Origin of the sequence: Catellatospora tritici (genome assembly GCF_019083965.1) — a bacterium.
GTDB lineage: Bacteria > Actinomycetota > Actinomycetes > Mycobacteriales > Micromonosporaceae > Catellatospora > Catellatospora tritici.
The window spans coordinates 10,521-37,374 of the sequence record NZ_JAHRCY010000034.1 but is presented as its reverse complement, the minus strand read 5'-3'; the positions used below and the strand labels follow the sequence as shown (position 1 = coordinate 37,374).

Annotated in this window: 17 protein-coding genes, 2 tRNA genes and 1 pseudogene; 12 read left to right on the top strand and 8 right to left on the bottom strand. The window is 71.7% G+C overall.

Annotation, left to right across the window (positions count from 1 at the left end; translation table 11 throughout):
• The first annotated feature begins 4 nt into the window (after positions 1-4).
• A complete protein-coding gene (locus KUA19_RS39475; protein WP_217404670.1) occupies positions 5-1,183 on the top strand; it encodes a metallophosphoesterase in 1,179 nt (392 codons plus the stop codon).
• Positions 1,184-1,371: 188 nt separating this feature from the next.
• On the opposite strand, the gene KUA19_RS39470 is transcribed toward KUA19_RS39475, so the two are convergent.
• Both KUA19_RS39470 and KUA19_RS39465 read right to left on the bottom strand, forming a co-directional pair.
• Positions 1,372-2,100, bottom strand: coding sequence for a VOC family protein (locus KUA19_RS39470; protein ID WP_217404669.1), 729 nt, complete (start codon positions 2,098-2,100; stop codon positions 1,372-1,374).
• A gap of 263 nt (positions 2,101-2,363) precedes the next feature.
• A complete protein-coding gene (locus KUA19_RS39465; RefSeq protein ID WP_217404668.1) occupies positions 2,364-3,773 on the bottom strand; it encodes a glycosyl hydrolase family 18 protein in 1,410 nt (469 codons plus the stop codon).
• A 205-nt stretch (positions 3,774-3,978) separates the two neighbouring features.
• Between KUA19_RS39465 and KUA19_RS39460 the strand changes: the two genes are divergently transcribed.
• The 4 genes from KUA19_RS39460 to KUA19_RS39445 all read left to right on the top strand — a co-directional run bounded on the left by KUA19_RS39460 (position 3,979) and on the right by KUA19_RS39445 (position 7,982).
• The gene (locus KUA19_RS39460) at positions 3,979-5,352 is read left to right on the top strand and encodes a glutathionylspermidine synthase family protein (RefSeq protein WP_217404666.1); all 1,374 of its coding nucleotides are present in this window, start codon (positions 3,979-3,981) and stop codon (positions 5,350-5,352) included.
• 68 nt (positions 5,353-5,420) lie between these two features.
• A complete protein-coding gene (locus KUA19_RS39455) occupies positions 5,421-6,086 on the top strand; it encodes an NADPH-dependent F420 reductase (RefSeq protein WP_217404664.1) in 666 nt (221 codons plus the stop codon).
• 96 nt (positions 6,087-6,182) lie between these two features.
• On the top strand, positions 6,183-6,950 hold the full coding sequence (locus KUA19_RS39450; protein ID WP_217404663.1) for a hypothetical protein: 768 nt from the start codon (positions 6,183-6,185) through the stop codon (positions 6,948-6,950).
• 240 nt (positions 6,951-7,190) lie between these two features.
• Positions 7,191-7,982 carry a methyltransferase domain-containing protein gene (locus tag KUA19_RS39445; RefSeq protein WP_217404661.1) on the top strand — a complete coding sequence of 264 codons (792 nt, stop codon included), beginning with the start codon at positions 7,191-7,193 and terminating at the stop codon, positions 7,980-7,982.
• Between the two features lie 3 nt (positions 7,983-7,985).
• Here KUA19_RS39445 and KUA19_RS39440 read toward each other — a convergent pair whose 3' ends face one another.
• Positions 7,986-9,104, bottom strand: a complete 1,119-nt coding sequence (locus KUA19_RS39440) for a substrate-binding domain-containing protein (RefSeq protein WP_217404658.1) — start codon at positions 9,102-9,104, stop codon at positions 7,986-7,988.
• 131 nt (positions 9,105-9,235) lie between these two features.
• Between KUA19_RS39440 and KUA19_RS39435 the strand changes: the two genes are divergently transcribed.
• Both KUA19_RS39435 and KUA19_RS39430 read left to right on the top strand, forming a co-directional pair.
• Positions 9,236-9,312 (top strand) — tRNA-Met (locus KUA19_RS39435).
• Between the two features lie 76 nt (positions 9,313-9,388).
• On the top strand, positions 9,389-10,117 hold the full coding sequence (locus tag KUA19_RS39430) for an SAM-dependent methyltransferase (RefSeq protein WP_217404657.1): 729 nt from the start codon (positions 9,389-9,391) through the stop codon (positions 10,115-10,117).
• Between the two features lie 46 nt (positions 10,118-10,163).
• Here KUA19_RS39430 and KUA19_RS39425 read toward each other — a convergent pair whose 3' ends face one another.
• The 3 genes from KUA19_RS39425 to KUA19_RS39415 form a co-directional block, all read right to left on the bottom strand.
• Positions 10,164-11,585: an outer membrane protein assembly factor BamB family protein gene (locus KUA19_RS39425; protein ID WP_217404655.1), complete on the bottom strand. Its 1,422-nt coding sequence runs from the start codon at positions 11,583-11,585 to the stop codon at positions 10,164-10,166.
• Complete coding sequence (locus tag KUA19_RS39420) at positions 11,575-12,054, bottom strand: SigE family RNA polymerase sigma factor (RefSeq protein ID WP_217404653.1); 480 nt, start codon at positions 12,052-12,054, stop codon at positions 11,575-11,577. Before KUA19_RS39420 ends, KUA19_RS39425 begins: the two co-directional genes overlap by 11 nt.
• 75 nt (positions 12,055-12,129) lie before the next feature.
• On the bottom strand, positions 12,130-13,275 hold the full coding sequence (locus tag KUA19_RS39415; protein ID WP_217404652.1) for a serine hydrolase domain-containing protein: 1,146 nt from the start codon (positions 13,273-13,275) through the stop codon (positions 12,130-12,132).
• A gap of 122 nt (positions 13,276-13,397) precedes the next feature.
• On the opposite strand from KUA19_RS39415, the pseudogene KUA19_RS39410 reads away from it, so the two are divergent.
• Together KUA19_RS39410 and KUA19_RS39405 are read left to right on the top strand one after the other, a co-directional pair.
• Positions 13,398-14,038 (top strand): annotated as a pseudogene (locus KUA19_RS39410) (class I SAM-dependent DNA methyltransferase).
• 71 nt (positions 14,039-14,109) lie between these two features.
• Positions 14,110-14,183, top strand: a tRNA-Met gene (locus tag KUA19_RS39405).
• A gap of 113 nt (positions 14,184-14,296) precedes the next feature.
• Here KUA19_RS39405 and KUA19_RS39400 read toward each other — a convergent pair.
• Positions 14,297-14,800, bottom strand: a complete 504-nt coding sequence (locus KUA19_RS39400; RefSeq protein WP_217404650.1) for a mycothiol transferase — start codon at positions 14,798-14,800, stop codon at positions 14,297-14,299.
• 262 nt (positions 14,801-15,062) lie between these two features.
• Complete coding sequence (locus KUA19_RS44845) at positions 15,063-16,226, bottom strand: glycoside hydrolase family 12 protein (RefSeq protein ID WP_217404648.1); 1,164 nt, start codon at positions 16,224-16,226, stop codon at positions 15,063-15,065.
• Positions 16,227-16,518: 292 nt separating this feature from the next.
• On the opposite strand from KUA19_RS44845, the gene KUA19_RS39390 reads away from it, so the two are divergent.
• The 3 genes from KUA19_RS39390 to KUA19_RS39380 all read left to right on the top strand — a co-directional run bounded on the left by KUA19_RS39390 (position 16,519) and on the right by KUA19_RS39380 (position 26,815).
• Complete coding sequence (locus KUA19_RS39390) at positions 16,519-17,994, top strand: glycoside hydrolase family 3 protein (protein WP_217404646.1); 1,476 nt, start codon at positions 16,519-16,521, stop codon at positions 17,992-17,994.
• A gap of 197 nt (positions 17,995-18,191) precedes the next feature.
• Positions 18,192-21,263 (top strand): non-ribosomal peptide synthetase, encoded by a 3,072-nt coding sequence (locus KUA19_RS39385; RefSeq protein WP_217404644.1) that lies wholly within the window; start codon positions 18,192-18,194, stop codon positions 21,261-21,263.
• Complete coding sequence (locus KUA19_RS39380; RefSeq protein WP_308167907.1) at positions 21,260-26,815, top strand: non-ribosomal peptide synthetase/MFS transporter; 5,556 nt, start codon at positions 21,260-21,262, stop codon at positions 26,813-26,815. The genes KUA19_RS39385 and KUA19_RS39380 overlap by 4 nt, the downstream gene beginning before the upstream one ends.
• The last annotated feature ends 39 nt before the right edge of the window (positions 26,816-26,854 follow it).

Below are 26,854 nucleotides of genomic sequence, written 5' to 3'. Positions count from 1 at the left end.
CGCGATGTCCGCCACCGAAACCGTCACCGTACGTCCGGCGCGCCGCGTCGGCCGTCCACTGGTCTTCATCTCCGCCCTGATCGTGGTGCTGGGCCTGCTGTTCGGCGTGCCCTGGTGGACGCTGCTGAGCTCGGCCGCCCAGTGGCCGTCCCCGGTCGGGGCGGCCGGTTCCGTGCTGTTCGGCGCGGCGCTGCTCTCGTTCCCCGCGCTGATGTTCTACGGCCACGGCCGCCGCGTGGACTGGGCCGCCCGGATCGCCGACACCACACTCGGCGTCGTCTGGGTGTTGTTCGTCTGGGCGATCCTCGGCAATGTGCTGCGCCTCGGCCTGGCCGTGGCCGGGGTGGCCGACCCGGCCCGCTCTCGCGTCGTCGCCGCGTTCACGCTGCTGGTCAGCGCGGTCCTGATCGGGTGGGGGTACGTCGAGGCGATGCGGGTGCCCCGCGTCCGCCGCGTCGAGGTGGTGCTGCCGCGCCTGGGTCGCGAGCTGGACGGGCTGAAGGTGGCCCTGCTGACCGACACCCACTACGGCCCGATCGACCGCGAGCGCTGGTCCAAGGGCGTCACGGAGGTCGTCAACACCCTGGACGCCGACATCGTCTGCCACACCGGCGACATCGCCGACGGCTCGGTCGACCAGCGGCGGGCCCAGGCGGCCCCGCTGGCCGACATCCGGGCCCGCGACGCCCGGGTCTATGTGACCGGCAACCACGAGTACATGGGCGACGCGCAGAACTGGCTGGACCACATGCGGGAGCTCGGCTGGGAGCCGTTGCACAACCGGCACGTGCTGGTGCGCCGGGGTGGGGACACGCTGGTGGTGGCGGGCGTCGACGACCGTACCGCCAAGTCCTCGGGCCGACCCGGGCACCAGGCCGACCTGGACGCGGCGCTGGCGGGAACCGGCGCCGATCTGCCCGTGCTGCTGCTGGCCCACCAGCCGCAGCAGATCGGCGCGGCCGTGGCCGCGGGGGTGGACCTGCAGATCTCCGGGCACACGCACGGCGGCCAGATCTGGCCGTTCCACTACCTGGTGCGCGTCGACCAGCCCACGGTGCAGGGTCTGACCCGGCACGGCGAGCGGACCCAGCTCTACACCAGCCGCGGCACCGGCTTCTGGGGCCCGCCGCTGCGGGTGTTCGCCCCGAGCGAGATCACCCTGCTCACCCTGCGCTCGGCCTAGGCCTTTCGAGGAGTACGGCGCCGCGCCGTGGTTCGGCGCGTGGTCCACACCAGTTGCCGTCACCGCAACGCCGCGAGGAGTTGTCGGCGCGGATCCGGGACGCGTTGGGGCACCAAGGATCCTTCACCGAACATGCCCAGGTCCGGCTCCAGTTCGGTCGACAGTCGTACGGTTCGTGGCCGCACGGATCAGACCGGGGAACCGGTCTGGTTCCAGCAGAGGCAGAACGGTTTGCCCGCCGGGTCGGCGTAGACCCGCCAGTTCTCCCCGCCGATGAACAGCGAGGTGGCGCCGAGCTTCAGCACCGCCGCCTCGGCCGCCTCGACGTCGTCGACGGTGACGTCGAGGTGGAACTGCTGCGGCTGGGCGGGGTCGGGCCAGCGCGGTGCGCGGTACTCGGTCACCTGCTGGAACATCAGCGGCTGCGCCCCGTCCTCGCCGATCATCGCCATGCCCTCGCCCGCGTAGGTGACGGGCTTGCCGAGCAGCTCGGCGTAGAACGTGCTCAGCTGCTTGGCGTCGGGGCAGTCCAGCATCAGGCCCATGAGCGTGGGCTGCGGGTTCTCCGGGAACAGGCACAGGTCGAACGGGTGCCCGGCCGGGTCGGCCAGGGTGTGCCAGGTCTCGTTCTCACGCAGCGGCTCGGCGCCCAGTGCGACGGCCTGCGCCGAGGCGGCGTCGAGGTCGGGCACGCGCAGGTCGAGGTGCGCCTGCTGCGGGTGGGCCGGGTCGGGCCATCGCGGCGGGACGTGGTCGGGGCTGAGCTGGAAGGCGACGCGCCAGCCGTCCGGGGCTCGCATCGCGATCCAGTCGTCGTCGGCGTACAGCTCGGTCCACCCGCACAGGGCGGCGTAGAACGAGGCGAGCCGCCGGATGTCGGGTGCGTCGAGCACCACCGCCCGCAACGTGCCGATCATCGGCCACACTCCTCCCGTGTCACCGTTCATGATGCCCGGGAGTGGTGGTGGCGGTGCCGCGCCGCCCTGATCGGCGCGGCACCGCCTTTCCGTCGATCAAGAACCGGTGGCCGCGACACGCCGTCGAGCCTCGGAAGGTGGCTCGTCCCGGCACGCCGCCACTCAAGCGGCGCGCCAAGGGACTCCCCACCTTCCGGCCATAGGTTCATGATCGACGGGGTCTGGCCCTGAAACGGGTCTGGCCCTGACGGGTCAACCCTTGGTCAGGGGAGGATCCACTTCTGGTTGGCCTGGGTGTTGCAGGTCCAGATCTGCAGGCGGGTGCCGTCGGCGGAGGACTGGCCGGTGGCGTCGAGGCACTTGCCGGACTTGGGGTTGGTCAGACGCTGGGTGGAGGAGTTGTAGGTCCACTGCTGGTTGGCGTTGCTCGCCGTGCAGTCCCAGATCTGGATCTTGGTGCCGTCGGCGGTGGCACCGCCGGTGACGTCCAGGCACTTGCCCAGCGCGCGGATGGTGCCGTCGGTGCCGACGGTCCAGGTCTGCGCGTTGGTGCCGTTGCAGGTGTACAGCTGCACCGCGGTGCCGTTGGTCGAACTGGCCGCGGCCACGTCCACGCACTTGCCGCCGATGCCGGTGATCCGGCCAGTGCGGCCGCCGGGCGGCGGGCTGGACGGCGGGGTGCTACCGCCCATGACGGTGTCGTAGATCGCGCTGACCAGCGAGGTCGAACCGGTGGTGTCCTGCGACAGCTCCCAGTTCATCATGCCGCCCGCGTTGGCCATGGCCCACTGGGTCTTGGCCTTGATCGTCGGGATGCCGTTGTAGCACTCCTGCGACCCGTTGACGGTGGTGCAGTCCCGGTTGGCGTTGGCCGGGTCCATCGCGACCAGCTGCGAGTAGGTGTAGTAGGTCGGACGGCTGTAGAACGGCACGCCCAGGATCGCCTTGCTCGCTGGCAGGCCGCGGCCCTTCCAGAAGTTGACCGCGTTGATGGACCAGTTGTAGTTGGCGTGCGGGCTGCCGCCGTCGTACGCCATGATGTTGAGCCAGTCGACGTAGCCGAAGACCGAGGTGGGCACGCCGTTGGCGGTGTTGCCCTCGGAGACGACGGCGGCGGTCAGCAGCTTGCCGTTGTTGTGCAGGGTGGTCGACAGCTGCTGCATCAGCAGGGCGTAGTTGCTGCCGGAGGTGCCCGGGTCCGGGTACTCCCAGTCGATGTCGGCGCCGTCGAGCCCGTACTGGTTGATCAGGCTCATGACGCTGTTGGTGAACGTGGTGCGGCCACCGCTGCTGGCGGCCAGCGACTCGAACGCCGAGTCGTTGCCGTCGTTCCAGCCGCCGATGGAGATGGAGACCTTGACGCCGTTGGCGTGGGCCGTGGAGACCAGCGACGACAGCTTGGCGGTGTTGTCGACGGCCCCGAGCGTGCCGTTGCTGTTCGGCAGCACGAACGCGTAGTTGATGTGGGTGAGCTTGCCGTACTGCACGCTGCCGACGCTGCCCGCCCAGGAGGGCATGTAGCCAATGCTCTTGAAGTTGTTCGGCAGGGTGACGGCGTTGGCGCTGGTGGCCGGGAGCAGCGCGGCGGTGGCGCCCGCGGCTGCGGTCAGCAGGGCGACAGCGGCGGCGGCCAAGCGGCCGCGGCGTACCCGCTGTTGGGACGATTCGGACATGTCTGTCCCCTTCGGAGATCCGGTCGGGAAAGGTTGTCCGGGATGAGGAAGCGGCTCGTCCCGAGCTTCACGGCAGTTTAGTAAACTTAACTATCTAAAGCAACCGAAGTGTTATCCGATGTGGACCATGCTGTTTCTAGAGTGCTGTCACCGCTGCCCGCCGGAGCCATAGGCTTGGGTTCTGTCCAGGGAGGGGAACAGAACAATGGCGTTCGGTCCATCACTCACCGAGCTGTACCTGCATCGCATCCGCAGCGGCGGCTTCACCGCCGCCGAACTGCTGCCGCCGACCCGGGTGCCGCCGGTGATCGAGTCGTTCTACCGGCACCGGTGCCTGGCCCGGCCGCTGTTCTTCGACCACGGCGAGCACACCCGCCTGGTGGGGGACCTGGCCGCCGTGCACGAGGCCCTGGTCCGGCTGCCGGATCTGCTGTTCGGCGGGGACCTGGCCGCGTTCGCGCGCGCGGTGGGCCTGAGCGAGGCCGAGACCGAGCTGGTGGTACGGACCCAGTCCGGCCGCCCGGTCACCCGCTACGGCCGCGCCGACATCTACGCCGACGAGACCGGCCCGAAGCTGCTGGAGTACAACATCGGCTCCACCGTCGGCCTGGTCGAGGCCGGGCTGCTCAACGAGGCGCTGCTGGAGCATCCGGTGCTCGCCTCGTTCGCCGCCGAGCACGGCCTGGGCTTCCCGGACATGGTGGGGCAGTGCCTGGCCAGCCTGCGGCTGGAGGTCGGCCTGCCGCCCGACAGCACCCCGACCGTGGCGATGGTCTTCTGGCCCGAGGACTTCCCCGAGAACGAGGAGCCGCTGCGCCGCTGTGCCGACCTGCACCGCCGTCATTACGGGGTGGACACCGTCCCGCTCCATCTCGGGCAGCTGACCTACCGCGACGGGCGGGTGTGGGCCGACGGCCGCGCGGTGGACGTGATCTACCGGTGCTTCCTGCTCCAGCACGCGGCCACCCCCGCCGGGCGCGAGCTGGTCGAGCCGCTGCTGGCCGCGGTCGAGCGGGGCGAGGTGCGCATGTTCACCCCGCTGGGCTGCCAGGTGTACAGCTCCAAGGCCGCGCTCGCGCTGCTGTCCCAGCACGCCGGGCTGTTCGAACCCGAGCTGCGCGAACGGCTGCGGCGGTTCGTGCCGTGGACCCGCCGCTGCCGTCCAGGCGAGGTCGAACTCGACACCGGTATGGTGGCCGACCTGCGCGAACACGCGATCGAGCAGCGCGCGGAGCTGACCCTCAAACCGGCGTTCCGGCACGGCGGTAGCGGGGTGCTGCCCGGCTGGGAGACCCCGCCGGACGAGTGGGCGGCCCGGGTCGACGAGGCGCTGGCAGGCGGCTGGGTGCTGCAGCGGCGGGTGCACCCGCAGCCGCAGTTGGTGCCCGCCCCCGACGGCACGCTCACGCCGTACACGCTGAATCTCGGGGTGTTCTCCATGCCCGCCGCCCCGGCCGGGTATGGCGGCACCGCGCTGCGGGCGGCCCCGGTGGCCCGCAATGTGGCCGTGCTCGGCATCTACACCGACCCGTCGGTGCTGCTGGGCTGTGCCATGCACCAGCTCGCACCGGCCCAGTGACCTGCGCCGCCGCCCCGCGTTGACCATGACGGCGACCGGGGCGGCCCGGCGCGGGCGAGAGGCGGAGCATGACCACCATCGGGTTCATCGGCAGTGGCAACATCGGCGGCACCGTGGCCAGGCTGGCCGTGGCGGCGGGCTACGACGTGGTGCTCAGCAACTCGCGCGGCCCCGAGACGCTGACCGACATCGCCGCCGAGCTGGGACCCAGGGCGAGGGCGGGCACCGTCGAGGAGGCGGCGCGCGCGGGCGACCTGGTGATGGTCAGCGTGCCGCTGCACGCGTACGCGAGCATCCCGGCCGCGCCGCTGGCGAACAAGGTCGTGATGGACACCAACAACTACTACCCCGAGCGTGACGGGCAGATCGACGTGCTCGACGACGGCAGCACCACCAGCAGCGAGCTGCTGCAGCGGCACCTGGCCGCCGCACGGGTGGTGAAGGTGTTCAACAACATCTACTACAAGCACCTGGCGTCGCTGGCCCGGCCGGTCGACGCGATCGACCGCAGCGCGCTGGTGGTGTCCGGTGACGACCCGGAGGCCAAGCTGGCCGTGCTGGCGTTCCTGGAGGCTATCGGCTACGACGGTGTGGACGGCGGCACGCTGGCCGAGGGCGGGCGCAGGCACCAGCCGGGCACGCCCGCCTACGGCACGCCGTACGGACCGTTCGAGGACGAGAACGGGCGCCCGGCGACCAAGGCCGAGCTGCGGCAGGCACTTGACGCCGCCTGAGCACGGACGGGTGTAGCCGTGCTGGAGCCGATCTGGAGGTCCACCGAGGAATCTGTGCGCAGCCCCGAACCACCGGGGCGACAGAAGGGGGATCTCATGATCGACGTGCGTTCAGGGCTCAAGCGCGGCCTGGCGCGGGCCGGCGTGGTCGGTGTGGCCGTCACCGCCGCGATCGGGCTGATGGCCGGCACGGCGCTCGCCGCGACCGGGACGGTGCACACCGACAGCGGTGTCTCGATCAACGTCCGCTCCGGCCCGCACACCGACTCGACCATCGTGGGCTCGGTCGCCGACGGCGCGAGCATCACCATCACCTGCCAGACCTACGGCGACACCGTCACCGGCAAGTACGGCACCAGCAACATCTGGGACAAGATCTCGACCGGGTACGTCACCGACACCTACGTCTACACCGGCTCCGACGATCTCGTCGCGCCGCTGTGCGGCAGCGGCGCCAGCTGCAGTGGCAGCTACGGCAACCCCCGCAGCTGCTCGCAGGCGGTCACCTGGGCGATCAACCACAAGACGACCAGCTACGTCGCCGACTACTACAACCGCTGCGACCACATCATGGGCCTGGCGTACGGGTGGTCGGCCAGCGGCTCCACCACCGCCTACAACCACTGGCTGGCCGTGCCGTCGGCGTACAAGCACGCGGGCGACACCAGCGTGCCCGCCGGTGGTCTCGCCTTCTTCTCCGGCGGCGCCGGCCACGTCATGATCTCGATCGGCAACGGCAAGTTCCTGTCGAACGACATCCACGGCAACGGCACGTTCACCGAGACCACGATCGCCGAGATCAAGAGCAAGTGGGGTAAGCCGTACCTGGGTTGGACCCAGCCCTGGTTCCAGATCAACCACTGAGCCGAGCGCAGCTCGCACGAGTGACGTCGGGCCCGACTCCGTCCGCGGTCGGGCCCGACACTCGCAGGTCGGCCCAGGCGGAGCCACCGGCCCAGATTCCTAGGACGGCGTGGGCGCGGTGTGCCAGGCCGCACGCGCATGACGGAGGCGACCGGACAACCCCGACTCGCCACGATCGGCTGACTGCTTAATGCGAGTTCTGGCGTGCCCTCCGGCGTCTGTCGGGTTACGGTCGCAGGCATGAGTGACGTGACCCGCGACGTGTTCGACGACAAGGTGACCGCCTGGCGGCAGTGGCAGGACGCACCGTGGGGTCGCCTGCGCTACACCCTGGCCGAGCACAACATCGCGCGCCACCTGGACGGCCGCAAGCTGCGCATCCTGGACGTGGCGGGCGGCAACGGGGTGGAGGCGGTGCGCTACGCCGCCGCCGGGCATCAGGTCACCCTGGTCGACTACGCGCCGCAGATGCTCGCCTCGGCCCGGTCACTGGCTGAAGCGACCGGCGTCGGCAACCGGGTCACCGTCATCGAATCCGATGTGGCCAAGCTCGTCGACGTCGTCGAGGCCGCCTCCTACGACCTCGTGCTGTGCCACAACCTGCTGCCGTACGTGTCCGACGTGGAGTCCACCCTGGCCGGCGTGCTCGCCCCGCTGCGCCCCGGTGGCCTGGCCAGCATCATCGCGGCCAACGCCCACTCCGAGCCGCTGCGCATCGCCATCCGCGACATGGACCTCACCGCCGCGTACGAGTCCCTCGACGCCACCGAGCGCTACACCCAGACCTTCAACACCCCCGTCTACCCGCGTACCGCCGACGAGGTGTCGGCCGCGCTGCGGCGTCTGGGCTCCGGCGTGCTCGGTCACTACGGCATCCGCTCGGTCTGCGACTTCATTCCCGACGACGATCGCAAGTACGACGCCTCGTTCTTCGCCGAGCTGGAGCGCCTGGAGCTCGCGCTCACCAACCGGATGCCGTATCTGCTCACCGCGCGCCTGTTCCACCTGATCGCCAGCGCGCCGGTCGAGTGACCGTCACAGCTGGGTCAGCACGTTGAACTCCAGCCGGTCGGCCTCGGCGAGGTAGATGCGCTGGCGGGCGTGGCGGCGGCTCATGGTGATCTCGCCGCGCGGGCCGTCGTAGCGGACCGTGTCCGCACCGGCGCCGATCGCCCGCACGTCCAGCGTCCGCGCCCGGTTGATCAGCGCGGCCAGCAGCAGCACGCCCTCGTAGCAGGACTCGCCGAGGCTGCCCAGCTGCGGCGCCTCGATGCCGAAACGTCGGGCGTACTGCCCGTGGAAGTCGAGGTTCTCCGGGGTGACCAGGCCGGAGAAGAACCCGGCCGCGCTGAACAGGCCCCGGGTGGCGCCCGCGCCGCTGGCCATCAGCATGTTCTCGTCCATCAGCGTGCTCAGCCGCAGGCACCGCTGGTCCAGTCCGGCCGCGGCGAAGGCCCGGTTGAACCGGACCGCGTCGTTGCCGACGAGCAGCATCAGCACCGCGTCGGCGCCGCTGTGCTCGATCCGCCGCAGCACCGGCCCGAAGTCGTGCACGCCCAGCGGCAGGAACGCCTGCCCGCACACCGAGGTCGCGGTCTGGGCGGCGTAGCGGTGCGCGGCCACGGCGGTGCGCCGGGGCCACACGTAGTCGTTGCCGACCACGAACCAGCGACGCACCCTCCTCTCCCGGGCCAGCAGCCGCATCGCGGGCAGCAGCTGCTCGGCCGGGGTCTCGCTGGTCAGGAAGACGCCCTCGGTGCGCTCGCCGCCCTCGTACAGCGCCGTGTAGACGTAGGGGACGCGGTGGGCGATGCGCGGGGCCAGGGCCTGGCGGACCGAGGAGATGTGCCAGCCGGTCACGCCGTGCACCGCGCCCAGCGACACCAGTGACTCGACCTCCCGGGCGACCTGCTCGGGCGGGGCGCCACCGTCGACGGGCACCAGCGACAATTCACGGCCAAGCACGCCACCGGCCCGGTTGACCTCCTCGACGGCCAGTTGGGCGCAGAACTCGCAGGTCGGGCCGAAGATCCCGGCCGGGCCGCGCATGGGAAAGACCAGCGCGATGTGCACGGTGTCGCCGAGAGTCGCCGCGCCGCGACCGGGCCGTCCGGGGACGATCAGGCCGGGCAGCTGCGGGGGCGGCTCGGGCATAGGGCCATACTTCCGTGACCGGTGCGTGAACTCCAGCGGTACGGCGAAGCTGCGGCCATACCTTGATTTGTCGGGACACGGGAATCCGATTGGACGTTGTCGACCTCGATGACGTAGTCTTACGGAGCCGACGCGGGGTGGAGCAGCTCGGTAGCTCGCTGGGCTCATAACCCAGAGGTCGCAGGTTCAAATCCTGTCCCCGCTACCAATCCAAGGACGTCCGTCAGATTCGACGGGCGTCCTTGGCCTTTTCTGTCGCCGCCGATGTCCTAACATCGATGTCCATGGACACCCCGAACGTGGCCAGGATGTACGACTACTACCTCGGCGGCACCGAGGCGACCCCGGTCGACCGGGCGGCCGCCGAGCAGGTGCTCGCGGCCGTGCCGCAGGTGCGGGTGGCCGTGCGGGAGAACCGCCGGTTCCTGGAGCGGGTGGTCACCCAGCTCGCGGCGGCGGGCATCCGTCAGTTCCTCGACGTCGGCAGCGGCCTGCCGACCCAGCGCAACGTGCACGAGATCGCACCGCCCGGCTCGCGCGTGGTCTACGTCGACTACGACCACTACGTGGTGGACCGCAGCCAGGCGCTACTGGCCGAGGTGGACGACGCGACGTGCCTGCTCGGCGACGTGCGGGAGCTGAACGACATCCTCGACCGCTGCGGACTCGACCTCTCCCAGCCCGTGGGGGTGCTGATGCTGGCCGTGCTGAACTTCGTCGGCGACGAGGACGACCCCGCGGGCCTGCTCACGTCGTTGCGCAAACGGCTCGCCGAGGGCAGTTGTCTGGCCTTGTCGCACGGCGCCCGGGAGGACACGAACCCCGTCGAGGAGATCGAGACGGGCTACCGGCGGACCAACGGCCAGGCGGTGCTGCGTACCCGGGAGGAGGTGCTGGGTCTGCTCGCGGGCTGGCAGGTGCAACCCCCAGGCGTGGTCTACGGCGCGCAGTGGCCGGACGCGACCGGCGACCCGGGCACGCGGCTCACCTTCGCGGTGCTGTGCCGGGTGTGACGGGAGTGGCCGGGTCGCCCGTTGGACGGACGACCCGGCCACTCGTTCAGCGCGCGTAGCGATACACGCCGATGCCGATCATGGTGGGGCAGGTCAGCATCGTGCTGTTCCACGAGCAGAACCGGGTGGCGGAGGGGAAGTCCGCCAGCTTGATCGTCTCCTGTGTGGCCAACTGGAAGCCGAACATGGCCTCGGACTCGAAGACGAGCAGGTTGCCCGACTCCAGCCACATCGCCTGGCCGTCGATCTCGGCCAGGGTGCTGCCGTCCAGGCCGAGCACCGTCGTCTTCTGCCCGACCAGCAGCAGCCCGGCGGGAGACGCGATCACGTCGTTGGCCTGGGTGGCGATTTCCACCTGCCAGGCGGTCTGCCCGGTGACCGCGTCCAACATGGTCACGGTCGCCCGTTCGCCGCTCTGGTTGTCCACCGTGCAGAAGCGGCCGGCCGCACCGCATGGCTGCACCTGCGACTTGCCGCTGCCGAGCGTGCCCTCGACGGGGCTGGCCGAGCCGTCCAGCGGCACCCTGCTGTAGGCGGGCCGGGCGAACTGGTAGAGGAAGCCGTCGACCGCGAACTCCTGCCGTCGCGTGTCGGTGCCCAGCACCGGCATCGACAGCTCCTTGACGACGGTGCCGGTGGCGGCGTCCCGAATCTGCACCTTCCCGTCGGTGAGGTGCAGCACCACCTGGCCGCTGCGGGTGGGCGACGCGGACAAGCCGTGCAGCAGGTAGTACTCGCTGAGCTGCCGGACCGGGTTGATGCCACCCTGCACGGCGCCGATACCGCTGGACCAGCGGGTCTGGCCGGTGCGCAGGTCGAGGGCCTCGACCGTGTGCCTGTCCTGGCAGCCGATGACGATCGTGTCGGCGAAGAGGGCCCAGTCGCAGTCGTTGAAGCTGTACGGCAGCGTCCAGGCGAGCCTGCCGGTGTCCGGGTCGACCGCGATGACGGTGTCGCTACCGTCCTTGACCAGCGGATTGTCGAAACCCTGCTCGGTGAGCAGCAGGATCGCCGACTGCGACACGACCATGCCGTTGGTGTCGCCGAACTTGCCCAGCGACAGGGGCGGCCAGAGCGCGCGGCTGGTCTTCAGGTCGATCCCGCCGACCCATTCGGTGCCGTCCTCGGCCATCCACATCGCATACGACCGGTCGTCGACAGTGGATGCCATAGCGAACCGCACCGGCGACGGATACCGCAGCACCGGTGTGGCTGACGCGTCGAACGGAGTGAAGGTGGCTGGTGCGGGCGGCAGCGGTCGCAGCGGTTCGACCGGCGGTGGCGGGGCCAGCAGCAGCCGCAGGCCGGCGAGCACGCCGATGACGGCGACGCAGGCGGTCACCACGGTGAGCACGTTGCCGCGGCGGCGCTGCCGGGCACGGCGGCGCACCTGGTCCAGGGCGGGCGGCGTCAGGGCGTCGGCCTGGGCGGCGAGCTTGGCGTAGAGGCGGTCGAGATCAGTTGACATGGCTGTGATCTCCCAGGGCTGCGGCCAGGCTGGCTCGACCGCGGGCGAGCCAGGACTTCACCGTGTTGACCGATACCGACATCTCGGCGGCGATGTCGGCCACCGACTGGTCCAGCAGGTAGTGCAGCGCCAGGGCTTTGCGCTGGTCGACGGGCAGTGTCCGCAGCGCCGCGACGAGGCTCATCAGCTCCTCGTCGGGTGGCGGCACGACGTCGGGTTCGGGCGGCTGCGCCGCTCTTCGTACGCGCAGCCGCCGCCACCAGTCCGTGGCCAGCCGGGTCACCACCAGCCGCAGCCACGCCTCCGGGTTGTCGTAGCGCTGCAGGGTGGGCCAGCGCTGCCAGGCGCGGGCGTACGCCTCCTGGGTGAAGTCCTGCGCCTCGGCGAGGCCACCGGTGAGGCCGTAGGCGAAGCGCATCAGCCGTGGGGCGGTGCCCCGGTAGAACGCCTCGAAGTCTGACACTGTCACCTACAGAACACGGGGCGCTGCCGCGCCAGGTTGCACCTCGCCGAAGCGCAGTGGACCGGCGCGACGGCGGGGCGGTCAGAGCAGCGTAAGGGCCGTCAGCGTGATGCGTTCGATCACCGGGGTCTGCGTCTGCGACTTCGCGTCGGTGGAGTTCACCGAGTAGACGACGCGCGAGGCGGCATCGGCGGTGCCCGCGATCGCGGCGCTGTAGCCGTACCGTGCGCCGGACTTGCCCCAGATGACCTGGCCGTTCGGGAACGTCACCAGCTTGGTCAGCCCGGCGCTGTAGGTCGCCGGGGCGCCGGTCGCCAGGTCGGGCACGGCCGGGACCGTGAACAGCTCCTGCTGCTGGGCAGCGGGCAGCAGTCGGCCCCCGAACAGGGCCATCATGAAGGTGTCGAGGTCGCGTACCGAGGAGATCATGTCGCCGGAGGCGGGGGTGGCGGACTGGTTCCACCGGGTGACGTCGAACAGGGTGCCGTCGGGCAGGACCTGGTAGCCGCGGGCGTGCGGGCCGTGGATCGACGGGTCGTCGCCGGGTAGCGAGGTGTCGCGCAGCCCCAGCGGGCGCAGGATGCGGTGCTCGATCTCGGCGGCGTACGACCGGCCGGTGACGCGGTGGATCAGCACCGCCGCCACGATGTAGCCCATGTTCGTGTAGTGCTGGCGGGTCCCCGGCTCGAACTCGCACTCGTTGCGCAGGGCCAGGCGCACGAGCTGCTCGGGGGTGTGGTGGTCGAACCGGTGCGCGAGCTGCCACTCGATGTCGTCGGGCCAGGTCGGGCTGGGCAGACCGGTGCGGTGGTCCAGCAGGTGGCGGACCGTGACGTGCGCATAGGCGTACGGCAGGAAGCCGGGCAGGTAGCGGCTCAGGGGCGCGTCGAGGTGAAGCCGCCGCTCGGCCGCCAGCTGCAGCACGACCGTGGCGGTGAACGTCTTGGTGACGCTGCCGATCCGGAAGCGGGCGCCGGGTGGCACCGGGGCTCCGGTGGTGGTGTCGGCGACCCCGGCGCGGCCGTCCCAGACCTGGCCGGGGCGGGCGACGCGGACCTGGGCGGCGGTGGCGGTGGGTTCGGGCAGCCCGGCGATGGCGTCGCGCATCGGCGCGTACCAGTCGTCACCGGCCTGGGCGGCGCGGGCGGGGGCGGCGACTCCGGTGGCCAGGGCGGCACCACCGACGGCGGCCAGCGACAGGAGCGTACGGCGTGGCATGGAGGTCATGCCGTCGAGGCTCGCAGTAGCAGGGGCAACCGGACATCGGGGACGATCCCCTGAAAAACCCGAGAGAGTGACCCTGAGCCGGCTGCGAGCGCGGTCAGCGTCGCACGCTAGCCTTGCCGACCATGGACGGCTGGCTGGCGGATACCCGGACCTCGTACGACACGGTCGCGCAGAGCTACGCCGACTTCGTCCACACCGCGCTGGCGCAGGCGCCCTACCTGCGGTCGGCACTGGCGCTGTTCGCCGAACTCGTGCACACCGCTGGTGGCGGCCCGGTGGCCGACGTGGGCTGCGGCCCTGGGCACGTGACCGCCCACCTGCATGGGCTTGGCGTCGACACCGTCGGCATCGACCTGTCCCCGGCGATGATCGAGATCGCCCGGCGCGACCACCCGGGCCTTCGGTTCGAGGTGGGCTCGATGACCGAGCTCGACCTGGCGGACGCGTCGGTGGCCGGGCTGCTCGCGTGCTGGTCGCTGATCCACGTGCCCGACGAGGCGGTGCCCGGCGTGTTCGCGCAGTTCCACCGGGTCTTGCGGCCCGGTGGTCCGCTGCTGCTGGGCTTCACGTGGGCGACACGTCGCGGCTCAAGACCGAGGGCTACGGCGGCCACCCGATGAACGTGTACGTCCACCGCCGCCAACCCGACCGGGTCGCGACCTGGCTGCGCGAGGCCGGGTTCGCCGTGCAGGCCCAGTTCCTGCTCGACGTCGACAGCGGTGCCCAGGGCGCGATCCTCTTCGCCCGCCACCGACCCGAGTGACCGGCGGTTGCGGTGGCTGCGGTAACCGATTCGACCTCGCGGCTGCCGGTAGCGTAGGCTGAGTAAACCGACGCGGGGTGGAGCAGCTCGGTAGCTCGCTGGGCTCATAACCCAGAGGTCGCAGGTTCAAATCCTGTCCCCGCTACTTACGATCGTGCGGTTCACAAGCCGGGTCCTCGGATAGAGGGCCCGGCTTTTCGGTGCCGGCTGCCTGACCCCGCCTCTGCCGTCATCCGGCCGCGCCCGTGGCGCGAGGCGCTACGGCAGGAGGCCGCGGACGTAGGCGGCCTGGGCGGCGTGCGCGACGTCGTCGTTGGCGACGCTGACCAGCCGGACGCCCAGGGTCACCGGCGGGTCCCAGCGCTCGTCGACGACGCGGTCGAGGTCGGTCGGGGTCAGGGTGCGCAGGAGGTCGCGGGTGCGGGCGGCGACCGCGTCGTAGTAGTCGGCGAGCACCCGCGGGCCGTCGGGGCGTACGGCGGCCACCTGTGCGGCCGTGTGGCCGTAGCCGGTGTCGTGCGGGTCCGGGCGCAGTCCGAACCGGTGCGCCCAGGTGCCCGTGACCCAGAGCTGGTCCTGGTCGAGCAGTTCGGACAGGTGGTGGTCCTGGACGCGGGTGAGGTGCCAGACGAGCCAGCCGATCGGGTTGGCGCCCGGGGCGGGCTGCCAGCACAGCTGATCGGCGGTCAGGCCGTCGACGGCCTCACCGATCATCTCGGGGAGCCGGTCGAACGCGTCGACGAGCAGGTCGCTCACGTCCACGATGAGGCACCTTCCGGTCGCACCGACATGCACGGGCGTGCTCATGCCGCGCTCTCCGACCATACCGTCGCGTGATGTCCGATGTATCGGAAGTGTGCCGACTGCCGACGTCCGGCGGGTGGCTACGCGTCGAGGTCGATGCGGATCTCTCATGGCCTCGCCCGCCCGGACTCCCGCTGCGGCGGCTGATACCGACGGCGCGGCGACAAGCACCACCGATGGCGAGAGCCTGGCCGCAGCGGGCCAGGCTCTCGCCGTGAGGTCAGCTCCAGGCGATGGAGAAGCTGTTGTCGGTGAAGGCGGCCGAGCCGTTCGTGCCGCTGATCTCGAAGCCGAACTGGGCCTCGCCGACGGTCACGTCACCCCACCAGTTCTGGGTGCGCAGCCAGTTCATGATCGCGCGGAGGTCGACCGTACCCGAGTTGGTGTTGCTGGTACGCAGGAACGAGAACACCGCGTTGGCCCCGTTGTTGCCCCGGTAGATGTTCCAGGTGTGCCCGCCGAGGCTGACGTTGCGGAACGCCGGGACGGCGCCGTTGGAGTCGTACTGCTCGGCGATCGGGCCGACCGCGCCGTTGTAGTTCATCCACAGCATGACCTCGTAGGCCCAGTTGTTGGCCCAGATGTCGTAGGTGGTGGAGTAGTTGCCGCTGCCCGGGACGCTCACATTGAACGAACTGGTGAAGGTGCCGAGCGAGCTGACGGTGCGGTTGAGCGAGCCCTTGACCGTGTGCGGGTAGGACTTCACGCCTGAGGTCGTCGGGTGGTTGGCGATGACGCCCCAGTTGGTGGGCGTGCGTGCCCAGATCGTCTGGCTGCCCGCGCCGGAGCCCCAGATGTTGTTGTAGACGGTGTACCCGCTGTTGACCCAGGTGTCCCACTGCCCGGAGGCGACCCAGACCGCGTCCGCGGGCACGCCCGGGGTGCCGCTGCTGGGCGAGGGGCTGGGCGTGGTCGACCGGGAGGGCGACGGCGACGGACCGGCCGTACGCGTCGGGCTGGGCGAGCCCGTCACGCCGCCGGTGCAGGCGACGCCGTTGAGCCGGAAGCTGGTCGGGGCCGGGTTGCTGCCGGTCCAGGAGCCGTTGAAGCCGAAGTTGACGGTGCCGTTGGTCGCCACCGAGCCGTTGTAGCCGACGTTGGTGGCCGTCACCTGCGATCCGCTCTGCGTGATGGTGGCGTTCCAGTGCTGGCCCACCTGCTGTCCCGCCGAGTAGGACCAGACCAGGTTCCACCCGTTGAGGGGGTCGCCGAGGTTCTTGACGGTGACGTCGGCCCCGAAGCCGCCGGGCCACTGGTTGGTGACGCTGTAGGTGACGGTGCATCCGGTCGCCGCGAACGAGGGCAGTTCGGTGGCGACGGCGGTCCCCAGGGCGGCCATCGTTGCCGTCAGCACGGCCGCGATGGCTGAGGTCCGTTTCCGCATGACTCCTCCAGTCGGTCGCCGGGGGACCGGCTGCGGCCGTGGAGGGGCTGCTGGGATCCCCGGGGCGACTAATTTAAGTTTATCGTATTTACAAACTTAAGGTGGTGCGGCGGATCGGTCAACGCGGGGCGGCGGATCCAAGGCGGCGCGGGCGTCGGGACCGGACAGCCGAATGACGTCGTCGACCGGTACGCTCCCGCGCAACCGTGCGCACAGTTGACTCCCGCTCGCTCCGATCGCGCGGGATCGCTCAGCAAACCTGCGCGCAGTGAGCGAAAAGGAGGCATCCGCGATGACGCAGCTCGAGACCGACCTCGCCCTGCTGGCCGACACCGTGCTACAGCCCGGCTTCGTCGGCACCTCGGCGCCGGACTGGGTGCGCCGCAGGCTCGGCCGCGGCCTGGGCGGCATCGCGCTGTACTCGCGCAACATCGCCGACCGGGACCAGGTCGCCGAGCTGACCGCGCAGCTGCGCGCCGAGAATCCCGACGTGGTCATCGCGGTCGACGAGGAAGCGGGTGACGTCACCCGCCTGGACGCGCGCACCGGCAGCGACCGCCCCGGCAACCTGGCGCTGGGGGCCGTGGACGATCCGGCGCTGACCGAAGCCGTGGCCCGCGACATCGGCGCGGACCTGGCCGCCGTGGGCATCACCCTGAACTACGCCCCGACCGTCGACGTCAACTCGCGGCCGGAGAACGTCGTCATCGGCGTACGGTCCTTCGGCGCGAACCCGGTGCTGGTGGCCCGACACAGTGCAGCCTGGGTGCGCGGCCTGCAGTCGGCCGGGGTCGCCGCGTGTGCCAAGCACTTCCCCGGCCACGGCGACACGGTCGAGGACTCGCACTTCGACGCGGCCCGGGTGCACGCCACCCGGGAGGAGCTGGCCGAGACGGCCCTGCCGCCGTTCGCCGCCGCGATCGCGGCCGGCGTGCGCGCGGTGATGACCGGACACCTGCTGGTCACGGCGTACGACGAGGAGTTGCCGGCCACGCTCAGCCCGGTGCTGCTGACGGGGCTGCTGCGCGAACGGCTCGGCTTCGACGGACTGGTCGTCACCGACGGCATCGAGATGGCCGCGGTGGCCCGGCAGTGGGGCGTGGGCGGGGCGGCGGTGCGGGCGCTGGCCGCGGGCGCCGACGCGATCTGCGTGGGCGGCGAGTACAAGAACGAGGGCATCGTCGGGCTGCTGCGCAACTCGATCGTCACCGCGGTGCGGGAGGGTGCGCTGGCCGAGGAGCGGCTGGCCGACGCGGCGGCGCGGGTGCGAGAGCTGGCGACGTGGCAGCGACAGGCGGCGGTGGGCATCGGGCGTACGCCCGAGGTCGGCTTGGCGGCGGCGCGGCGCGCGGTCCGGGTGACCGGTTCGGGGCTGCCGCTGCCCGGTCCGGCGCACGTGATCGAGCTGGACACCCCGACCGGCATCGCGGTCGACCAGAGCATGCCCTGGGGTGTGGCCGAGCCGCTGGGCTCGCTGGTCGTGGGCACTACCGGCGAGCGGGTCGGTCCCGGGGCGCCGCCGCAGTGGCAGGCCGACGCGCTGGCGGCGGCGGCCGGGCGGCCGCTGGTCGTGGTCGGTCGCGACGCGCGTCAGCACCCGTGGGCGCGGCAGGTCCGGGCCGAGTTGCTGGCGGCCCGCCCGGACGCGGTCGTGGTGGAGTTGGGCATGCCCGAGCCGGACCCGGTGGGCGCGGTCTATGTGGTCACCCACGGCGGCACCCGCGCGTGTGGACAGGCTGCCGCCGAGGTCCTCACCGGACGCCGCTGAGCCGGAAATCTTCTTCAACTCGGCACGTTTTCGTGGCGACGGTCGCACTGCTGGCCGCGCCCGGAAACGTGTCGAGATATGTCTATTGAGGTGCCGAAACGCTCGATGGCTCTCAGTTAAGAGTCTTGCCAGTGGAGGAAATGCACTTTACGTTTGCCCCCTACCGACTCGCATTCGCCAGTTGCCGGGGGAAACGCATGCCCGAGTCCGAAGAAGGCCTGTTGACGGCGGCGCAGCAGCGCCTGTGGTTCCTGGACCGGCTCGATCCGGGCGATGCCGCGTACCACATCTCGACCACCAGCCGCCTGCGCGGACCGCTGGACCGCGACCTGCTGACGCGCGCCTACGACGACGCCACCCGCCGCCACGAGAGCCTGCGCACCCGCTTCGGCGACCACCACGGCGTGCCGTACCAGCAGGTCCAGCCGCCGCGCCACACCCCGATCGAGTACGCCGACCTGTCGGCCGCCACCGACCCTCGGGCCGCCGCCCGCGTCCGGGTCGAGGAGCTGATCGCCCGGCCGTTCGACCTGGCCCAGGGGCACCTGATCCGGATCGGCCTGCTGCGACTGTCCGATGACGAGCATGTCCTGTGCACCGTGGTGCACCACATCGTCGGCGACGGCTGGTCGATGAATCTGCTGTACCGGCAGATCACCGAGTCCTATCGCGGGCTCGAGCCGACCGCCCCGGCGGTGCGCTACCTCGACCACGCCGCCGCCCGCGCCGCCGACCCCACCACCGGCCTCGACTTCTGGGCGGGCGTACTGGCCGACCCGCCGACGCTCGACCTGCCGCTGGACCGGCCGCGCCCGCCCGTGCGCACCTCAGCGGGCGGCGTGGTGCTGCGCGAGTTCCCCGGCGACACCCTGCGGGCGGTGCAGGCCGCCACCCGACAGCTGCGCTGCACGCCGTACATGCTGCTGGTGACGTTGTACGAGCTGGCCCTGGCGCAACTGTCCGGGCAGGACGACCTCACCGTCGGCACCCCGGTCGCCGGACGGGACGACACCGCGCTGGAGGCGGTGTTCGGCTACTTCAGTGGGATGCTGGTGCTGCGCGCCGACCTGTCCGGCGACGTGACCTTCCGCGACCTGGTGCTGCGGACCCGCCGGTCGTTCATGGAGGCGTTCGCCCACCAGGACATCCCGTTCGAGGAGCTGACCGCGCGACTGAACCTGCCCCGCGACCTCAGCCGCAACGCGCTGTTCCAGGCCACGTTCACCCTGCACACCACCATGAACGTGTCCGCGACCGCGACCGACGGGTTCGGCGGGCTGGCCGCCGAGGCGTTCGACTCCGGCACCCCGCACGTCAAGACCGACGTGGCGATGGACGTGCAGCTCGGCGCCGACGCGATGGACGTGGTGCTGACCTACAACAGCGACCTGTTCGAGCCGGCCACCGCGCACGCGCTGGCCGACCGGTTCACCGCGCTGCTGCACGCGGTGCTCGCCGAGCCCGACGCCCGCGTACGCGAGCTGCCGCTGGTCGACGACGGCACCCGGGCCGAACTGCTGCGCCTGGGCACCGGACCCGACCTGGCACCGCAAGCGCCGCTGCTGGCGCGGATCGAACGGGTCGTCGCCTCCACTCCCGACGCGGTCGCGCTGCGCAGCGGCAACGACACGGTCACCTACCGAGGGCTGTGGACCCGCTCCGGCGAACTGGCCGACGCACTGCGGGCGGCCGGAGTGAGCGCCGGCGCGCTGGTCGGGGTGAGTGTGCCGCGCGGACCCGAGCTGGTCGCGTCGCTGCTGGCGGTGTGGCGGGCCGGGTGCGGCTATGTGCCGATCGACCCGGGGCTGCCCGCCGCCCGCCGCGACGCCATGGTCGCGCAGGCCGCCGTCGCGGCGGTGTTGGGCCCGGACGGCGTGGCACCCGCCGCGACCGAGCCCGCGGCGGTGCCCGCCGCCGCGTACGTGCTGTTCACCTCCGGCTCGACGGGCACCCCAAAGGCGGTGCTGGTGGGACGGCAGGCGCTGGACGACCGGACGGGTTGGATGGCGGCCGACTACGGCCTGACCGCCGCCGACCGGGTGGTGCAGTTCGCGGGCGTCGGGTTCGACACCCACGCCGAGGAGATCTGGCCGACCCTGGCCGTCGGCGGCACCCTGGTGCTGCTGCCCGACGGGCCGCAGTCGCTGCCCGAGCTGCTCGCCGCCGACCCGGCGGTCACGGTGCTGGACCTGCCCACCGCGTACTGGCAGGCGCTGCTGGACGTGGTGCCCGCGTGGCCCGCCGCACTGCGGCTGGTGATCCTCGGTGGCGAGCAGGTCGCCGCCGCGGCCGTCGCGACGTGGCGGGACCGCCACGGCGACCGCGTCCGCCTGGTCAACACGTACGGCCCGACCGAGGCGACGATCATCGCCACCGCCGCCGACCTCGGCGCAGCCGACACGCGCCGCCGTCCGCCGATCGGCCGCCCGCTGGCCGGGGTACGCGCGTACGTGCTGGACCGGTTCGGGCGCCTGGTGCCGCCCGGCGCGGCGGGGGAGCTGTGCCTGGCCGGGGCGGGGCTGGCCGAGGGCTACCTGGGCCGCCCCGACCTGACCGCCGAGCGGTTCGGGTCCGACCCGTACGGGCCGGGTCTGATGTACCGCACCGGTGACCGGGTCCGCTGGCGCCGCGACGAGCCGGTGCTGGAGTTCCTCGGCCGCGTCGACCGGCAGCTGAAGGTCCGCGGCGTGCGCATCGAGCCGGGCGAGGTCGAGGCCGTCCTCACCGGACACCCGGACGTCGGTCAGGCGGCCGTGGTCGCAGTGGACGACACCCTGGTCGGATACGTCACCGGCCCGGTCTGCGCCGAAGAGGTGCGCGCCTTCGCCGCCGAGCGGCTGCCCGCGCTGCTGGTGCCCAGCGTGATCGTGGTGCTGGCGGAGCTGCCGCTGACCCGCAACGGCAAGGTCGACCTGCGCGCCCTGCCGCCGGTGACGATCGGGGACGAGGCGCGCGCCGACTACGTCGCGCCGCGTACCGACGCCGAGGCGCTGGTCGCGGGCATCTTCGCCGAACTGCTGCCGATCGAGCGGGCCGGGGCGCACGACGACTTCTTCGCCCTCGGCGGGCACTCGCTGCTGGCCACCCGGGTCATCGCCCGGCTGCGCGCCACCGTCGACCTGGACCTGCCCATCCGGTCGCTGTTCGACCGGCCCACCGTCGCCGGGTTCGCCGACGCCGTCGAGCAGGCGCTGGTCGCCGAGATCGACCGCCTCACCGAGGAAGAGGCCGCGGCGCAACTCGCCGCGGCGGGACAGGGAGCACCGTGACCGACGTCGCCGAGACCCCGCAGGCCGCCACGCTGTCGGCGACGAAGCGTTCGCTGCTGGCGGCGCGGCTGCGGCAGACCGCCGCCACCGCCCCGGCCGCGATCACGGCCAGGCCCGCGGGCGCGCCGGTGCCGCTGTCGCACGCGCAGGAGCGGCTGTGGTTCATGGAGCAGTTCGCGCCGGGCACGGCCGCGTACACGATTCCGGTCGTGCTGCGGGTGCGCGGCGGCCTCGACCCGGCGGTGCTCGGGGCGGCGCTGGACGCGGTCGCGGCCCGGCACGAGAGCCTGCGCATGCGGTTCGGGGCCACCGTCGACGGCGAGCCGGTGCTGCACCTCGACGAGACCGTCCACGTCGATCTCGTAGTGCTCGACGCGGCGGGTGACGACGCGGCGGCGCGGGAGGAGCACGTGCACCGGGCGGTGCAGACGCGGCTGGCCGAGCCGTTCGACCTGGCTGTCGGGCCGCTCGTCCGCGCGGCCCTTTACCGACTCGGCGCCGACGAGCACGTGCTGATGCTCGCGGTGCACCACATGGTCTGCGACGGCTGGTCGGTCGACGTGCTCGTCGGCGAACTGGTCGCGCTGTACGACGCCATCGCGGCGGGTGGCCCGGACCCGTTGCCGCCGCTGCCAGTGCAGTACGGCGACTTCGCCCGCTGGCAGCGGTCTCGGGTCGCCGACGGCGCGCACGCCCGCGACGTGGCGTTCTGGCGCGAGCGCCTGGCCGGGGTGCCGCCGCTGGACCTGCCCACCGACTTCCCGCGCCCGGTCGAGCAGACGTTCGCCGGTGCCGCGCACGGCGTCACACTGGACGGGGAACTGGTCGGGGCGTTGCAGCGGCTGGCCCGCGAGCACGGCGCGACGCTCTACATGACGCTGCTGGCCGCGTACGCGGCGGTGCTGGCCCGGCACGCCCGCGCCGACGACTTCGCGGTGGGCTCGCCGCAGGCCGGGCGGACCCATCCCGAGCTGGAACCGCTGATCGGCATGTTCGTCAACATGCTGGTGACCCGGATCGACGCCGCCGGCGACCCGACGTTCGCGCAACTGCTGGCCCGGGTACGGGAGGCGACCCTGGACGGGTACGCCCACCAGGACCTGTCCTTCGAGCAGCTGATCACCGAGCTGAACGTGGTCCGCGACGTGGGCCGCTCGGCGGTCTTCCAGGTCGTGTTCGCGCTGCAGAACTACACCTCGCCAGGCCGGGCCTCGGCCAGCGGGCTGAGCGTGTCCCCGTTCGGGTCACGCGCGGTGGCGGCGCGGTTCGACCTGGAACTGTCGCTGCTGGAGGGCGTGGACGGGCTGTGGGGGTCGTTCACGTACAACACCGACCTGTTCACCGCCGACACCGTGGCCCGGCTCGCCGACGGGTTCGCGCAGCTGCTCGCGGCGGTCGTCGCCGACCCGCACCGCCCGCTGAGCCGCCTGCTGACCGTCACCGGCGCCGCCCGCGACCAGGTGCTCACCGGCTGGAACGACACCGCAGCGCCCTTCCCCGACACCGAGACCCTGCACGGGCTGATCCAGCGGCAGGCCGCCGCGACGCCGGACGCGCCCGCGCTGACGTTCGAGGGCGCCACGATCAGCTACGGCGAGCTGCTCGGCCGTGCGCACCGTGTCGCGCACCGGCTGCGCGAGCACGGCGCCGGGCCGGGACGGCTGGTCGCCGTCTGCGCCGAGCGCAGCCACGAGCTGGTCGCCGCCCTGCTCGGCACGATGATCTCCGGGGCGGCGTACCTGCCGCTGGACCCGGAGTATCCGGCCGACCGGCTGGCGTTCATGCTCGACGACGCCGACGTGGCCGCGGTGCTGACGGCCGGGGCGGCCCGGGATGTGCTCGCGCCGACCGGACGGCCGGTGCTGGCCCTCGACGATCCCGCGACCTGGGCCGACGCGCCCGACACGGCGCCCGAGCCGCTGGCCGGGCCGGACGACGTCGCGTACGCGATCTACACGTCCGGCTCGACCGGACGCCCGAAGGGGGTGCTGAACGGGCACCGGGGCATCGTCAACCGCCTGCACTGGATGCAGCGGCGCTACGGGCTGACCGGCGCCGACACGGTCCTGCAGAAGACACCCGCCGGGTTCGACGTGTCGGTGTGGGAGTTCTTCTGGCCGCTGCTGACCGGCGCGCGGCTGGTACTGGCCCGGCCGGGCGGGCACAAGGACGCCGCGTACCTGCGGGACCTGGTCGTGGCCGAGGGTGTGACGACGCTGCACTTCGTGCCGTCGATGCTGGGCATGTTCCTGGCCGAGTCCGGCATCGGGGCGTGCACCAGCCTGCGGCGGATCGTGTGCAGTGGCGAGGAGCTGCCCGTCGACCTGGCGCTGCGGACCCTGGCCGCGCTGCCCGGTGCCGAGCTGCACAACCTGTACGGCCCCACCGAGGCCGCGATCGACGTGACCGCGTACCACTGCACGGTCGACGGGCTGGCCGGGCAGGCAAGGGTGCCGATCGGCGCGCCGATCGACAACATCCGCGTGTACGTGCTCGACGAGCACGGTGAGCCACTGCCCGTCGGTGTGCCGGGCGAGCTGCACCTGGCCGGGGTGGGGCTGGCGCACGGCTACCTGAACCGGCCCGAGCTGACCGCCGAGAAGTTCGTCACCGGACTTTCCGGACAGCGGCTCTACCGCACCGGCGACCTGGCCCGCTGGCGGCCCGACGGGACCATCGACTTCCTCGGCCGCATCGACGGTCAGGTGAAGCTGCGCGGGCTGCGCATCGAGCTGGGCGAGATCGAGGCGGCGCTGCGCGACCAGCCAGGCGTACGCGAAGCCGCCGTGATCGTGCGTGAGGACAGCCCCGGCGACAAGCGGTTGGCGGCGTACCTGGTTGCCGCCGCCGAACCCGACACCGCCGAACCCGACACCGCCGAACCCGACACCGCCGAGCTGCGCGCCGCGCTCAAGCGGCGCCTGCCCGACTACATGGTGCCCACCGCGTACGTCCGGCTCGACAAACTGCCGCTGACCCCCAGCGGCAAGCTCGACCGGCGCTCGCTGCCCGCCCCGCAGCGAGGCCGCGACGCCAACGCCGCGTTCGAGGCACCGGCCACCCCGACCGAGGTCACCGTCGCCGGGATCTGGGCCGAGGTGCTCGACCTGGAGACGATCGGCCGCGACGACGACTTCTTCGACCTGGGCGGGCACTCGCTGCTGGCCACGCAGGTCATCGCGAAACTGCGCCGGGCCGCCGGGGCGGGCGTGTCCGTGATGGACCTGTTCAAGAACCGGACCGTACGCGAACTCGCCGCGCTCGTGGACGTGCCCGCCGACCAGCGCGGACCCCGGGCCCTGGTGCACGAGCTGACCCGACCCGTGCCGACCGGGCGACTGGTGCGCAGCCTCGTCTGCGTCCCATACGGCGGCGGCAGCGCCGTGGTCTACCAGCCCCTGGCCGACGCCCTGCCCGCCGGGCACCGGCTGTTCTCCGTCGCCATCCCCGGCCACGACATCGGCCTGGACGAGGACGCGCTGCCCTTCGACGAACTCGCCGAACGCTGCACCGTCGAGATCATGGAGAGGGTCACCGGCCCGGTCGCGCTGTACGGCCACTGCGGTGTCGGCTCAGCACTCACCGTCGAGATCGCCCGCAGGCTGGAGCAGCGCGGACGTGACCTCGACGCCGTCTACATCGGCGCGATCTTCCCGTTCGCCCGGCCGCGCAGCAGGGTGTGGATGGCCCTGTCGCGCATCACCCGGATGGAGTCGCTGCGCTCGGACAAGGCGTACGCGAACTGGCTGACCTCGATGGGCGTCGACATGAGCGACATCGAACCCGGCCAGGCCCGCCAGATCATCCGCAACATGCGCCGCGACTCCGACAGCGCCGAGGCGTACTTCACCGAGCTGATGCACACCGGCACCGACCGGCTGCGCGCCCCGATCATCAGCGTCGCGGGCGAACGCGACCCGGCGACCGAGTTCTACCCCGAGCGCTTCACCGAATGGCACTTCCTCACCGACGACGCGGCCGTGGTGGTCCTCGACGAGGCCGGGCACTTCTTCCTCAAGTGGCGGGCCGACGAGCTCGCCGAGATCGTGACCACGGTCGACCCGGCGGTCAAGGCCGAGCAGCCCGCGCCGTTGACGCGGGAGGGCCGGGGTGAGCGGGCCAGCTGGTGGCTGCACGCCACGTCGCGCGCGCCCGGTCGGGTCGCCGTGACCGGGCCGCAGCCGAGCATGAGCCGGTTCCTGGTCGTCGCGTTCGCACAGCTCATCTCGATCCTCGGCTCGACGCTGACCGACGTGGCCCTGCCACTGTGGGTGCTGAACGAGACCGGATCGCTGCTGAACTTCGCGCTGCTGGCCGTGGCCGGACTGATCCCGGGCCTGGTGGTGCTGCCGGTGGCCGGGGCGATCGTCGACCGGTACAGCAGACGCCTGGTGATGCTCTGCGGCGACGTCGGCGCGGGCGGCACCCAGCTGCTGCTCGGGGTGCTGCTGTGGACCGGGTCGCTGCAGGTGTGGCACATCTACCCGCTGATCGCGCTGCTGTCGGTGTCGCTGACGTTCCAGCGCCTGGCGTACGGGTCGGCGATCCCGCAGCTGGTGCCCAAGCAGTACCTCGGGCACGCCAACGGGGTCGTGCAGATGATCGGCGGCGTCGCCACCATCATGATGCCGATGCTGTCGGTGGCGTTGCTGGCGGTGATCGACCTCGGCGGCATCCTGGTCATCGACGTGCTCAGCTACGCCGCCGCGATCGCGATCGTGCTGCTGGTGCGGTTCCCGCGCACCCTGGCCTGGAAGCGGCGGGAGAGCCTGTCCGCCGAGATCCGCGAGGGGTTCCGGTTCTCCTGGGGCAACCGCGGGTTCCGGTCGATGCTGACGTTCTTCATGGCGCTCAACATCTTCCTGTCGCCGCTGTTCATGATGATGACACCGCTGGTGCTCGCGTTCGCGGGCATGGACCAGGTGGCGCAGGTGTCGGTCGCGGGCGGGGTCGGGGCGTTCCTGGGCGGGCTGACGATGAGCTTCTGGGGCGGGCCGCGGCACCGGCGGCTGTTCACCGTACTGTGCTGCACCCTGGTGCTGGCGGCGTTCTGCCTGATCATCGGGTTGCGGCCGACGCTGTGGGTGATCGCGATCGGCTCGTTCGGCATCTCGATGTGGCTGGTGCTGCTCAACGGCGTCTACACCACCATCGTGCAGGTCAAGGTGCCGCAGCGGTTCCACGGCCGGGTGTTCGCGATCAACACGGTGATCGCCTGGTCGACGCTGCCGCTGGGCTGGACGCTGGTCGGGCCGGTCGGGTCGAGCCTGCTGGAGCCGCTGATGGCCGACGACGGGCCGCTGGCCGGGACGCTCGGACGGATCATCGGCACCGGCGCGGGGCGCGGCATCGGACTGCTGTACCTGATCCTCGCGGTCTGCATCGCGGCCGTGGTGCTGGTGTCCATGCGGATCCGAGCCATCAAGCGGTTCGACGACGAGGTGCCCGACGCCCGGCCCGACGACCAGTTCGGACTGGAGGAGATCCGCCGCCGCGAAGCCGCTGACCTCGACCGTTCCGTGGTCGGCGAAGCCGAGCGGGTGACCGCGTGAGCGCGCCGAGCCGCGGCGCCGTCCGCGCCGGAGCGGCGG